The sequence below is a fragment of the Vibrio sp. F13 genome (assembly GCF_020806305.2).
In the GTDB taxonomy this organism is placed as follows: Bacteria; Pseudomonadota; Gammaproteobacteria; order Enterobacterales; family Vibrionaceae; genus Vibrio; species Vibrio crassostreae_C.
The window spans coordinates 2956149-2968483 of record NZ_CP170175.1 but is presented as its reverse complement, the minus strand read 5'-3'; the positions used below and the strand labels follow the sequence as shown (position 1 = coordinate 2968483).

12 protein-coding genes and 1 other annotated feature are annotated in these 12335 nt (G+C 46.1%); of the genes, 9 read left to right on the top strand and 3 right to left on the bottom strand.

The window, feature by feature from the left end; translation table 11 throughout:
- Nucleotides 1–27: 27 nt before the first annotated feature.
- A complete protein-coding gene (locus tag LMH68_RS13705) occupies nt 28–510 on the top strand; it encodes an RNA methyltransferase (protein ID WP_017061495.1) in 483 nt (160 codons plus the stop codon).
- Between the two features lie 193 nt (nt 511–703).
- Here LMH68_RS13705 and rluB read toward each other — a convergent pair whose 3' ends face one another.
- From rluB to rnm, 3 genes are all read right to left on the bottom strand, one after another.
- A complete protein-coding gene (rluB, locus tag LMH68_RS13700) occupies nt 704–1738 on the bottom strand; it encodes a 23S rRNA pseudouridine(2605) synthase RluB (RefSeq protein ID WP_017055112.1) in 1035 nt (344 codons plus the stop codon).
- A gap of 159 nt (nt 1739–1897) precedes the next feature.
- Nucleotides 1898–2518 carry an L-threonylcarbamoyladenylate synthase gene (locus LMH68_RS13695; RefSeq protein WP_009848751.1) on the bottom strand — a complete coding sequence of 207 codons (621 nt, stop codon included), beginning with the start codon at nt 2516–2518 and terminating at the stop codon, nt 1898–1900.
- A gap of 62 nt (nt 2519–2580) precedes the next feature.
- Nucleotides 2581–3435 (bottom strand): RNase RNM, encoded by an 855-nt coding sequence (gene rnm / locus LMH68_RS13690; RefSeq protein ID WP_229647080.1) that lies wholly within the window; start codon nt 3433–3435, stop codon nt 2581–2583.
- 120 nt (nt 3436–3555) lie between these two features.
- Between rnm and LMH68_RS13685 the strand changes: the two genes are divergently transcribed.
- From LMH68_RS13685 to LMH68_RS13650, 8 genes are all read left to right on the top strand, one after another.
- Nucleotides 3556–3681, top strand: a complete 126-nt coding sequence (locus LMH68_RS13685) for a Trp operon leader peptide (RefSeq protein WP_413755236.1) — start codon at nt 3556–3558, stop codon at nt 3679–3681.
- Nucleotides 3628–3742, top strand: a sequence feature (Trp leader region). Its footprint overlaps the gene before it by 54 nt.
- Nucleotides 3743–3867: 125 nt before the next feature.
- Nucleotides 3868–5457, top strand: coding sequence for an anthranilate synthase component 1 (locus LMH68_RS13680; RefSeq protein WP_017063545.1), 1590 nt, complete (start codon nt 3868–3870; stop codon nt 5455–5457).
- A gap of 2 nt (nt 5458–5459) precedes the next feature.
- Complete coding sequence (locus LMH68_RS13675; protein WP_017063544.1) at nt 5460–6068, top strand: aminodeoxychorismate/anthranilate synthase component II; 609 nt, start codon at nt 5460–5462, stop codon at nt 6066–6068.
- 9 nt (nt 6069–6077) lie between these two features.
- A complete protein-coding gene (trpD, locus tag LMH68_RS13670) occupies nt 6078–7073 on the top strand; it encodes an anthranilate phosphoribosyltransferase (RefSeq protein WP_229647081.1) in 996 nt (331 codons plus the stop codon).
- A 25-nt stretch (nt 7074–7098) separates the two neighbouring features.
- Nucleotides 7099–8538, top strand: coding sequence for a bifunctional indole-3-glycerol-phosphate synthase TrpC/phosphoribosylanthranilate isomerase TrpF (gene trpCF, locus LMH68_RS13665; RefSeq protein ID WP_136982011.1), 1440 nt, complete (start codon nt 7099–7101; stop codon nt 8536–8538).
- A 131-nt stretch (nt 8539–8669) separates the two neighbouring features.
- Nucleotides 8670–9860 (top strand): tryptophan synthase subunit beta, encoded by a 1191-nt coding sequence (gene trpB / locus LMH68_RS13660; RefSeq protein ID WP_017063541.1) that lies wholly within the window; start codon nt 8670–8672, stop codon nt 9858–9860.
- Nucleotides 9860–10666 (top strand): tryptophan synthase subunit alpha, encoded by an 807-nt coding sequence (gene trpA, locus LMH68_RS13655; RefSeq protein WP_229647082.1) that lies wholly within the window; start codon nt 9860–9862, stop codon nt 10664–10666. Before trpB ends, trpA begins: the two co-directional genes overlap by 1 nt.
- Nucleotides 10667–10976: 310 nt before the next feature.
- The gene (locus tag LMH68_RS13650; RefSeq protein ID WP_321163247.1) at nt 10977–12296 is read left to right on the top strand and encodes a dicarboxylate/amino acid:cation symporter; all 1320 of its coding nucleotides are present in this window, start codon (nt 10977–10979) and stop codon (nt 12294–12296) included.
- Nucleotides 12297–12335: the final 39 nt, after the last annotated feature.

Genomic DNA, 12335 nt, shown 5'->3' with positions numbered 1-12335 from the left:
TCATCATCAACGTTAGATTCACTGATTATGACCAAAGCAAAAACAGACACACAATCAAAAGGCTATGCCTGCATTGGCCTAGTTAACCCAAAGACGCCAGAAAACGTAGGCTCAGTGATGCGAGCAGCTGGCTGCTACGGCGCCAACTCTGTGTTTTACACTGGCACACGCTACGACCATGCGCGAAAATTCCATACCGATACCAAAGAAAAGCACTTAGCCCTGCCTTTGATTGGTGTTGAAGAGCTGAAAGATATTATTCCAGTAGGCTGCGTGCCGGTTGCTGTTGATCTGATTGAAGGTGCTAAGCCTCTACCTGATTACAAGCACCCACCACGTGCGTTTTACATTTTTGGCCCAGAAGATGGCACGCTAAAGAAAGAAATCACAGATTTCTGTCGTGAGACGATTTACGTTCCGACCAACGGCTGTATGAATCTAGCGGCATCAGTGAATGTTGTGCTTTACGACCGACTGGCGAAAGGCGATAACTTTTCGAATCATAAGTAAAAGAAACGAGATACGAGATAAGAGATGCGAAAAGCTCGCTTACTGTCACTTATGGCAGCATGTTTTCGATACTCGGTTACTCGCATCCCGCATCTGCTATTTCTCCAGACGTAAAAAAACCTGCTCAATGAGCAGGTTTTTTAGTATTCAGTGCTTTCAGCTAATGAAGCTTTACGCGTAAGAAATTACGTAATTACTGACGTGTTCTTGGCTTAGCTGGTTTAGCCGGACGACCGTTGTTCAGTTTAGGCTTACTTTTGTTAGCCTGAGGTTTACCTTTGTTTGCAGCTGGAGCGCTACGACCTGAATCAGGTGTTGTAGTACCGCGAGTTGCAGGCTTCTTACGCTTAGTTTGGTTGCTACGGCCTTTTGGTGCGTTTGCACGCTCTTCGTGACGTTTAACAGCACGACGAATTTTTTGGCTACGAGAACGCTCACGCTTACGAGAAGTGTTTGAAGGATCAAGATCCAACAGTGTCTCTTTCTCAGGCTTAAGCTCAACAAGCTCACGCAGGTAGTTAACTTCTTGAAGATCTAGCTCTTTCCAACCGCCACGAGGCAGTTTCTTATCAAGGTAGATATCACCGTAACGTACACGTTTCAGGCGGCTTACTGTCGTTTCTTGAGATTCCCAAAGACGACGAACTTCACGGTTACGACCTTCGTTAATCGCTACGTAGAAAGTATGGTTCATACCTTCACCACCAGCGTAAACAACATCTTCAAAACGAGCCATGCCGTCTTCTAGTTGTACACCACGAGTAACGTTTTTAACTTTTTGCTCAGTCACTTCACCGAATACACGTACTAGGTACTCACGCTCAACCTGACGGCTTGGGTGCATTAGACGGTTTGCAAGCTCACCATCAGTAGTGAAAAGCAAAAGGCCTGATGTGTTTGCATCAAGACGACCAACTGAAATCCAACGAGAACCACGGATCTTAGGTAGACGATCGAAAACAGTACGGCGGCCTTCAGGGTCGTGACGAGTACAAAGCTCACCTTCAGGTTTGTAGTAAGCAAGTACACGACAAACCACTTCTTCAGAAGCCTTGCCTGAAACAGTATGGCCATCGATACGGATCACTGAGTTCTCGTCTTCAAGACGCTCGCCCAGTTTCGCAACTTGACCGTTAACACTTACACGACCAGATTTGATTAAACCTTCTAGTTCACGACGAGAACCGTGACCAGCTCGCGCTAAAACCTTCTGTAATTTTTCGCTCATTTACTCTTTTCTACCTAATTGTCGTCTTCACAGACGTCGAATGAATTTTTCGCGACCAAATCGCGGTCGCGTATTATCGCAAATAACCTGCCAAAAAGCACTTGTTATTTACTGTGGCAGGTTTGCTGTATCGTTACAGACTGTTAATCAGTAAAGCGATTATTCAAACGGCGCAGGATCGCCAGCACCACGACGTAGAACCACGGCATCATCGTCACTGAAGTCAATAACCGTCGTCGGTTGCTCACCTAAGTAACCGCCATTCAAAATGACATCAACCGCATGCTCTAGGCTGTCACGAATTTCTTCTGGATCCGACTCTGTAGTCTCGTTACCCGGAAGAATCAGAGACGTCGACATCAGTGGTTCGCCCATCGCTTCCAACAGGTCGAGTGCAATCTTGTTGTCTGGGACACGAATACCAATCGTTTTACGCTTGGCGTTCATCAAACGCTTTGGCACTTCTTTAGTTGCTTTAAAGATAAACGTGTAAGCACCTGGCGTGTGTGCTTTCAGCAGACGGAAAGCCACGTTATCGACGCGTGCATACAGTGATAATTCAGAAAGATCACGACATAACAAGGTGAAATTGTGCTTGTCATCGATGCGACGAATTTTACAGATACGTTCAAGTGCTTGTTTGTTTTCAAGCTGACAGCCCAGCGCATAACCGGAATCTGTTGGATAAACCACAACGCCGCCATTGCGAATAATCGCAACCGCTTGAGTAATTAAGCGTGCTTGTGGGTTATCTGGGTGTACATAAAAAAACTGGCTCATTGTTGATCCTCGTTATCGAATCTCTCGACTCTATCATCAGAAGGAGCTGGCTCACCTAAAGACTATTCAGATGGTGAAACCGTTTGAAACTCCCAATCTTTCCATACTTCTTCGACCCCAGAAGGTAGCCAGAGATTGCGTCCAAGTTCCATCCACGGAGATGGGTAATGGAAATCACTGCCTTGGGAGGCTAATAGTTTGTATTGTATAGCATAATCTGCGAGTGTGCGTCTTTCTTGTTGCGCTTGCTGAGGTTGAGCAACTTCCATCCCATCCCCTTTCGCTTCAACAAATGCCGCTAGCAGGCGCTTAACCCACTTGGCTGTAAGTCCATATCGTCCAGGGTGAGCTAGTACGGCTTGTCCACCAGCGGCATGAATAGCCGTGACAGCATCACTCATTGAACACCACGTTGGCGGCACATAACCTGGGTTATTGCGAGTAAGAAACTTTTTAAACACCTGCTGCATGGTTTTCGCGTAGCCATTGTCGACTAACCATTTCGCAAAGTGTGCTCGAGTAATTGGTGCATCACCCGCAATCAATTTAACTTCTTCTAGCACCCCTTCACGAGTCGCTTTCTCAAGACGTTGAGCAATCATCTCTGCACGTCCAATACGGTGTTGCTTCTGTCGCTCAATGAGCGCTTTGAGTTCTGGTGACTCAGGATCAACGTTTAACCCAACAATATGGATATCTTTGTTTTGCCAAACAGTCGAAATCTCAATGCCGTTTATCAACTGAATAGGAAGGTTGTTATCCGCAATGTAGCTGCGTGCTTCAGCAAGCCCATCAGTCGTGTCATGATCTGTAATCGCTAGCGCTTCGATGTTAAAGCCAAGCGCTCGGTCAATTAGCTCAGGTGGAGTAAGTCGGCCATCTGAGGCTGTTGTATGACTATGTAGATCAATTCTCATATATTCTTTTTCATTGTTTTCAATTTTTATCGTTATATTTGTGTCAACACACTTGACCCGCAAGCAGAAAACTAGTTAACTAGTACACAAATACGAAGTATCACATTTGATAGGTTCACCATGTTACAAGAATTTAACCAAAACCATAAAGATAAAGTTTTAGAACTTTCTTCAGTAGAAGAAAGTTCAGAGCTTAATTGGTGGCGCACTTGGACAAGTTCTTGGTGGGCTAACGTGTACTTCTAATTAAACAGTTTGTTTATAAAAAAGTTATCACTAAGCCCGCTTTAATAGCGGGCTTTTTAATTTGTCGAACATCTCACATTCAACTGACTAACAAATCATCGAATTGACCATATTCTAGATTGGGTGAAAGGTATCTTTATGCGACTATGTACGGCAGGAAATTTAAAGAATCATAAAGGAGGTCTTGTGAACAAGGCCATTGAAATCAAAAAGCTGGGAACCATTGAGGTCATCAATTCCTCAGTTCCTTACTCGCAAGATCCAACCAGCGTTTTTCATACTTTGTGTGAAAACAAAACTGATAGTCTTTTGTTGGAATCTGCCGAGATTGAATCTAAACAGAACCTGACAAGCCTACTCCTTATCGACTCTGCTGTTCGCATCGTATGTCGCGGACATGAAGTAACCTTTCAAGCATTGACTGAAAACGGTCAAGCGCTTATCGAACATCTCACTCAAAACGTGAAAGCAGAAATTAAATCTGACCTTACTGATAACGTTTTGACGCTGACTTTTATCGAACCAAGCAACGAATTAGACGAAGACTCACGTTTAAGAGAAGCCTCTTCATTCGATGCACTGCGTTTGGTTCAGCACAGCTTTGAGCAAGACGCGGATAACAAACACGCATTATTCATGGCGGGCTTATTCGCTTACGACATCGTGGCAAACTTTGAGCCACTAGGTGATGCTGAAGCAACCAACAATTGTCCTGACTTTGTATTCTACGTAGCTGAAACACTATTGCGTTTCGATCACCAAGAGAACGAAGGCCTACTTCACGCGAGCTTATTTGCTCAAGATGACAACATCAAAGCGCAATTAACTGACCGTCTAGCCGACATTCAAACTCAGTGTCAGTCCCTGAAAGCCATCACTGAAGTAACGCCGTTAGACAACGTTGAAGCTGTACCTAGCGTTTCAGATGAAGACTTCTGCCAAACGGTTCGTGATTTAAAAGAGTACGTAGTTAAAGGCGATGTATTCCAAGTGGTACCTTCACGCCGCTTCACTCTACCTTGCCCTGCCCCACTGGCGGCTTATAAAGAACTCAAACAAAGTAACCCAAGCCCTTACATGTTCTACATGCAAGACGAGCTGTTTACTCTGTTCGGAGCTTCTCCAGAAAGTGCTCTGAAATACGAGACAGAAACCAACCAAATCGAGATCTACCCGATTGCTGGTACTCGTCGTCGTGGTAAGCGCCCTGACGGTCAAATCGATTTCGACCTAGACAGCCGTATCGAGCTTGAACTGCGTACCGACAAGAAAGAAAACGCCGAGCACATGATGCTAGTTGACCTAGCGCGTAACGATGTGGCACGTATTGCCGAAGCTGGCACTCGCCACGTAGCAGACTTACTGAAAGTAGACCGCTACAGCCATGTAATGCACTTGGTTTCTCGTGTTGTTGGTCAGCTCCGTGAAGACTTAGATGCTCTGCACGCTTACCAAGCTTGTATGAACATGGGCACGCTAACGGGCGCACCAAAAATCCGCGCAATGCAGCTTATTCGAGACGTAGAAAAAACGCGTCGTGGTAGCTACGGTGGTGCAGTCGGTTATCTAACTGGTGAAGGGACTCTAGATACTTGTATCGTAATTCGCTCTGCTTACGTTGAAGATGGCGTGGCACAAGTACAAGCAGGCGCTGGGGTCGTATTTGACTCAGACCCACAAGCAGAAGCCGATGAAACTCGCGGCAAGGCACAAGCGGTTATCTCAGCGATTCAAGCAGCTCATACTAAGAACCTAACAAATAAGAAGGAGTCGTAATCATGGCTGATATTGTATTCATCGATAACTTCGACTCGTTCACTTACAACCTTGTAGACCAATTTCGTTCATTAGGTCACAGCGTAAAAATTTACCGTAACAACATTCCTGCAAAAGTAGTTGAAGCGGCGATCAACGAACTAGACAACCCTGTTGCACTGCTTTCACCAGGCCCTGGCGCTCCAGCAGATGCGGGCTGTATGCCAGAGCTGATTCAGCTTCTAAAAGGTAAAGTGCCAATGATTGGTATTTGCTTAGGCCACCAAGCGATTGTTGAAGCCTATGGCGGCACCGTTGCAGGCGCTGGCGAAATCATTCATGGTAAGGTGTCGATGATGGAACACCAAAACCATGCGACTTACCAAGGCTTACCTTCGCCATTGGCTATCGCTCGCTACCACTCTTTAGTGGCAACGCATGTATCTGATAGCCTAACGGTGACCGCTGAAGTAGATGATTTGGTGATGTCTGTGGTTCAAGAACAAGACAAGGTGTGTGGATTCCAATTCCACCCTGAATCAATTATGACGACCTACGGTGCAACGCTTCTAGCAAACGCTATCGAATGGGCTCTTGAGAAACCTCTTCGCCTTGAAAAGACTGGAAAATAGGAAACGATCATGGAACAGATTAATAAACTTTACGAACAGCAGTCTCTTACTCAAGAAGAAAGCCAGCAGTTATTTGATGTGATCATCAAGGGTGAACTAGACCCAATCTTGATGGCTTCTGCGCTGACTGCACTAAAAATCAAAGGCGAAACGCCCGATGAGATCGCTGGTGCGGCGAAAGCACTGCTTGCGAATGCAAACCCGTTCCCTCGCCCTGATTACGATTTCGCAGACATCGTTGGTACAGGTGGCGACGGTCACAACACCATTAATATTTCGACGACTTCTGCATTTGTTGCCGCAGCGTGTGGCTTAAAAGTCGCGAAGCACGGTAACCGCAGCGTATCGAGCAAATCAGGTTCTTCTGACCTATTGGATTCGTTCGGTATCAACCTAGCGATGACAGCAGAAGACACGCGTACGGCTGTTGATGAACTTGGCGTAGCGTTCCTATTTGCTCCGCAGTATCACGTTGGTGTACGTCACGCGATGCCTGTTCGTCAAACCATGAAAACGCGCACTATCTTCAATATCCTTGGCCCACTGATTAACCCAGCTCGCCCTAACATCGAGCTAATGGGTGTTTACAGCAAAGAGCTTGTACGCCCTATCGCGGAAACCATGCTGCAAATGGGCATGAAGCGCGCGGCGGTTGTTCACGGTAGCGGCCTTGATGAAGTAGCGATTCACGGCGAAACCATGGTTGCTGAAATCAAAGATGGCACAATTCACGAATACACAGTGACACCAGCAGACTTTGGTTTGAACACTCACCCTCTTGAAGCAATCAAGGGCGGCGAGCCAGAAGAGAACAAAGCCATCACAACCGATATCCTGACGGGTAAAGGCACTGATGCTCAAGTTGGCGCAGTGGCAGTCAACGTTGCTCTACTGATGCGTCTGTTTGGTCACGAAGACCTAAAAGCCAACGCACAGCAAGCAATTGACGCGATGAACTCTGGCAAAGCATACGAGCTTGTACAAAAGCTTGCTGCACACGCCTAACGAACGACGAATCGAGACAAAGAACATGACACAGACTACCGATAAACTGTCGACCCACGTTTCAGTCAAAGAAGCTGAAATGGCGGAAGTATTAGCAAAAATCGTTCGTGATAAATACCAATGGGTTGAAGCACGTAAGCAGACTCAACCATTAGACGAGTTTAAAGCGTCACTAACTGCAACAGACCGCAGCTTTTATGACGCTCTGAGCGGAGAACAAACGGTTTTCATCACTGAATGTAAAAAGGCCTCTCCGTCAAAAGGTTTAATCCGTGACGAGTTTGACCTCGACTACATTGCTTCTGTTTACAACAACCACGCAAACGCGATTTCTGTGCTGACAGACGAGAAGTACTTCCAAGGTGACTTTGAGTTTTTACCTAAAGTTCGCAGCATTGCTAAGCAGCCTATCCTGTGTAAAGACTTCATGGTTGATACCTACCAAGTGTATCTAGCTCGTCATTACTCAGCTGATGCTATCTTGCTAATGCTATCGGTATTAGATGACGAAGAGTACAAAGCGCTGGCGGAAGTCGCTCACTCACTCAACATGGGTGTATTGACCGAAGTCAGCAACGAAGAAGAGCTTCACCGTGCAGTCGCTCTAAACGCTAAGGTGATCGGCATTAACAACCGTAATCTTCGTGACCTTTCGACTGATTTGAACCGTACTAAAGAGTTGGCGCCGCTGATTCGCGAACTGGCTCCAAACGCAGTTGTGATTTCAGAGTCTGGCATCTACACACATCAACAAGTTCGTGACCTTTCAACGTTTGCAGATGGCTTCCTAATCGGTAGCTCTCTAATGGCAGAGAAGAACCTCGAGCTTGCGGTACGCAAAGTAACACTGGGTGAAAACAAGGTGTGTGGTTTAACTCACTCTGACGATGCAGCAAAGGCTTATCAAGCTGGTGCGGTATTCGGTGGTCTGATATTCGTTGAAGCATCTAAGCGTCATGTGGATATCGAAGCGGCTCGTTTGACTATGAGCGGCGCACCTTTGAACTACGTGGGTGTGTTCCAAAACCACAGCGTTACTGACGTTGCGAAAACGGTTTCTGAGCTAGGCCTGTTCGCTGTGCAATTGCACGGTGATGAGTCTCAAGCGTTTGTCGATGAGCTAAAACAGTCACTACCTGAAAGCGTTGAGATTTGGAAAGCTTACGGTGTTGCTCCCGATGCTGAGAGCTCGCTACCAGAATTACTGGAAAGCAACGTGACTCGTCACCTGCTAGATACTAAAGTGGGTTCTCAAACTGGTGGCACAGGCCAAGTGTTCGATTGGAACCTAATCAACAACCAAAGCACAATCATGTTGGCGGGTGGCCTAAACCCAGAAAATGCTAACCAAGCCGCTAAGTTGGGTTGCTTAGGATTAGACCTAAACTCTGGCGTTGAATCCGCTCCAGGAAAAAAAGACGCAGACAAACTGCAACGTGCTTTTGCAGCGATTCGCAATTACTAGTCCAAACTCGGCGCTAGAAATTAGAAAGCAGAAACTAAAAACATATTTGTGAGCTTTGCCTTTTGCGAAGCTCAAACAAGATTAAATGACTTGGTGTGAATACACATCAGTAGAATTGAAGGAATAACACAATGGCTAAACTCGATGCCTACTTTGGTGAATACGGTGGTCAATACGTACCGCAGATCCTAGTGCCAGCACTAGACCAACTTGAACAAGCATTTATCGATGCACAAGCCGATCCTGAGTTCCGCAGCGAATTCATGACGCTTCTTCAAGAGTACGCTGGTCGTCCAACGGCGCTAACGCTAGCACGCAACCTAACAAAAGGTACAAAAACCAAACTGTACCTAAAGCGTGAAGATCTACTTCACGGCGGTGCTCACAAGACAAACCAAGTTCTTGGTCAGGCATTGCTAGCAAAACGTATGGGTAAGCAGGAAATCATCGCTGAAACTGGGGCAGGCCAACACGGTGTGGCAACGGCTCTAGCGTGTGCTCTACTAGGTCTTAAGTGTCGTGTATACATGGGTGCAAAAGACGTTGAACGTCAAAGCCCGAACGTGTTCCGTATGAAGCTAATGGGCGCAGAGGTTATCCCTGTTCATTCTGGCTCTTCAACGCTAAAAGATGCATGTAACGAAGCGCTACGTGACTGGTCGGCAACTTATGAAGACGCGCACTACCTATTGGGTACTGCAGCGGGCCCTCACCCATTCCCAACGATTGTTCGTGATTTCCAACGCATGATTGGTGAAGAAACGAAGAACCAAATTCTAGCTCGTGAAGGTCGCCTTCCTGATGCGGTTATCGCTTGTGTCGGCGGTGGTTCGAACGCTATCGGTATGTTTGCGGATTTCATTGAAGAAGAAACTGTTCGCCTAATCGGTGTAGAGCCGGCTGGTAAAGGTATTGATACCGACCAACACGGCGCGCCGCTTAAGCACGGTAAAACCGGTATCTTCTTCGGCATGAAAGCGCCACTGATGCAAGATGAGAACGGCCAAGTAGAAGAGTCTTACTCTGTATCTGCGGGTCTAGACTTCCCATCAGTTGGTCCTCAACACGCGCACCTAAATGCTATTGGCCGTGCTGAATACGACAACGTGACCGACGACGAAGCGCTAGAAGCGTTCCAATTGATTGCACGTAAAGAAGGTATTATCGCAGCGCTAGAGTCATCTCATGCTTTGGCTCATGCTGTTAAAATGGCTCACGATGACCCAGAGAAAGAACAGCTATTAGTGGTTAATCTATCTGGTCGTGGTGATAAAGACATCTTCTCTGTACACGACATTCTTAAAGAGAAAGGAGCATTATAATGGATCGCTATCAATCACTCTTCACTCGCTTAGCTGAAAAGAATCAGGGCGCATTTGTACCATTCGTAACGGTTGGCGATCCTAACCCTCAGCAGTCTCTTAAGATCATGGAAACACTCGTTGAAGCGGGTGCTGATGCACTTGAACTTGGTATTCCATTCTCAGATCCGCTTGCAGATGGCCCGACAATCCAAGGTGCAAACATTCGTGCGTTAGATTCTAAAGTCACGCCAGATGTGTGTTTTGATCTTATTGGTCAAATTCGTGCTAAATACCCAGAGCTACCAATCGGCCTACTGATGTACGCAAACTTGGTGTACGCACGTGGTATCGAGAACTTCTACGAGCGTTGTGCTAATGCAGGTATCGATTCAGTATTGATTGCTGATGTACCAACCAACGAGAGTGGCGAGTTTGTTGCTGCAGCTAAGAAGTTTGGCGTTCACCCAATCTTTATTGCTCCACCAACAGCAAGTGATGAGACGCTTCAATCGGTTTCTGAGCTAGGTGGTGGTTACACTTACCTACTTTCTCGTGCTGGCGTAACGGGTGCAGAAACCAAAGCAAACATGCCTGTGACTGCCCTACTTGATCGTTTGAACAAGTTTGATGCGCCACCAGCACTGCTTGGTTTCGGTATCTCGGCTCCTGAACAAGTGAAAGAAGCAATTGTAGCTGGCGCTGCTGGTGCTATCTCTGGCTCAGCAGTTGTGAAAATCATTGAAAACAACGTTGAACAACCAGAAGCAATGCTTAAAGCACTTGCTGAGTTTGTAACACCAATGAAAGCGGCAACGCAAAAATAATAAATAGGCTCCCACTAGTGCGATAATTTGCGCTGTGGGAGTTTTTCTCCGAGAACACGTCCAAACCCTCTCAATTGTTAAATTTCTGATAAAAACAACACCTCATACAAACCTGTAGCACATCTATAATACCCCACCCAAATATCACTACCATTTATAAAGGTAATGATAAATCAAAAAGCAATCGTTTGCTTTAGCGTAAAAAATCATCAAATGACATTTGATTACTGCTTTTTGGTGTTCTTTCATCTCTGCTCATATTGATAAATGTAAAGGATACGTGTAAAACTTCTCGCGAAATATTAATCCAATGGTACATCGTACATTGGTGAGTAGTTCTGGGATTTTTATATTTAGTAGCACAGAGGTTATGGAAGTGTTAAAAGAAAAGAGTTTACTAAGCAACATCGGCGTTCAAGTCGTTATTGCAATGATCATCGGTACCCTAGTCGGTGCGATGATGGGTGACAGCGCAACTATGTTCGCTCCACTGGGTGCTATCTTCATCAATTTGATCAAGATGCTGGTTATCCCTCTAGTCGCGGTTGCCCTAATTTCAGGTGCTGCTGGTCTAGGCAACAGCTCATCAGCAGGTAAAGTGGGCGTGACCACTCTAGGTTACTTTGCACTAACGTCTGCACTTGCTGTAGCACTAGCGCTAGTAATGGGTGAAATATTCGAACCGGGTCGTGGTATCGATGTTTCTGGCGTTGAAGGCATGTTCTCTTCTGAATACGCTGCGAAAGGCGAACTTCCAACGTTCTGGGCAACCATCACGGGTATGATCCCGACCAACGTTTTCCAATCACTGAATGAAGCAAACATTCTGCAAATTCTAGTCTTCTGCTTATTCTTCGGTATTGCGATTTCTAAACAAGCGAAAGAGAAACGTGACCCTATCATCAATGGCGTAAACGCGATTGTTGACGCTATGGTTTGGATGATCAACAAGGTTATGATCATTGCACCACTTGGCGTATTCGGCCTAATGGCAGAAGCTGTGGGTACATTCGGTTTTGGCGCACTTATGGTTGTGTTCAAACTGTTCGTTGTTTACATCGCTGCGATTCTAATCTTCGGCTTTGTTGCTTACCCGCTAATGATTCAAATCTTCACTAAGACTTCTGCGAAGAAGTTCCTAGTGGCGATGAAGAAGCCTCAAGCGGTTGCACTATCAACAGCATCTTCAATGGCGACACTGCCAGTAACAATGGAAACGGTAGAGAAAGAACTTGGCGTTCGTAACTCTACGGCTTCATTCGTTCTGCCTCTTGGTGCGACGATCAACATGTCTGGTAACGCAATTTACTACGGCCTAGTTGCTATCTTCTTCGCACAGCTGTTCAACATCGACCTTTCTATGGGTGCTTACGTTGCTATCATCGTAACGTCGACTCTAGGCGCAGTTGGTCAAGCAGGTGTTCCAGGTCCTTCTTTCCTAGTGGTTGCGGTTCTTCTAGCAGCTGGTATCCCTATTGAAGGTCTACCTCTGTTGTTCGCTCTAGACCGTATCTTCGACATGATCCGTACTGCTCTAAACATCACTGGTGATGCAGCATGTGCAGTCATCGTTGATTCTCTAATCGAAGACGAAGCGAAAGAAGCTGAGCTACAAAAACAGCAAGCGTAATATTAAGCTTCAGTTTGATTGATAAATAAAACCGCCTTC

Coding starts and splice junctions, on each gene's coding strand:
- LMH68_RS13675 (WP_017063544.1), top strand. CDS start 5,460: ATGGCTGATATTGTATTCATCGATAACTTCGACTCGTTCACTTACAAC.
- trpA (WP_229647082.1), top strand. CDS start 9,860: ATGGATCGCTATCAATCACTCTTCACTCGCTTAGCTGAAAAGAATCAG.
- trpB (WP_017063541.1), top strand. CDS start 8,670: ATGGCTAAACTCGATGCCTACTTTGGTGAATACGGTGGTCAATACGTA.
- LMH68_RS13705 (WP_017061495.1), top strand. CDS start 28: ATGACCAAAGCAAAAACAGACACACAATCAAAAGGCTATGCCTGCATT.
- trpCF (WP_136982011.1), top strand. CDS start 7,099: ATGACACAGACTACCGATAAACTGTCGACCCACGTTTCAGTCAAAGAA.
- LMH68_RS13650 (WP_321163247.1), top strand. CDS start 10,977: ATGGTACATCGTACATTGGTGAGTAGTTCTGGGATTTTTATATTTAGT.
- rluB (WP_017055112.1), bottom strand. CDS start 1,738: ATGAGCGAAAAATTACAGAAGGTTTTAGCGCGAGCTGGTCACGGTTCT.
- LMH68_RS13685 (WP_413755236.1), top strand. CDS start 3,556: ATGTTACAAGAATTTAACCAAAACCATAAAGATAAAGTTTTAGAACTT.
- rnm (WP_229647080.1), bottom strand. CDS start 3,435: ATGAGAATTGATCTACATAGTCATACAACAGCCTCAGATGGCCGACTT.
- trpD (WP_229647081.1), top strand. CDS start 6,078: ATGGAACAGATTAATAAACTTTACGAACAGCAGTCTCTTACTCAAGAA.
- LMH68_RS13695 (WP_009848751.1), bottom strand. CDS start 2,518: ATGAGCCAGTTTTTTTATGTACACCCAGATAACCCACAAGCACGCTTA.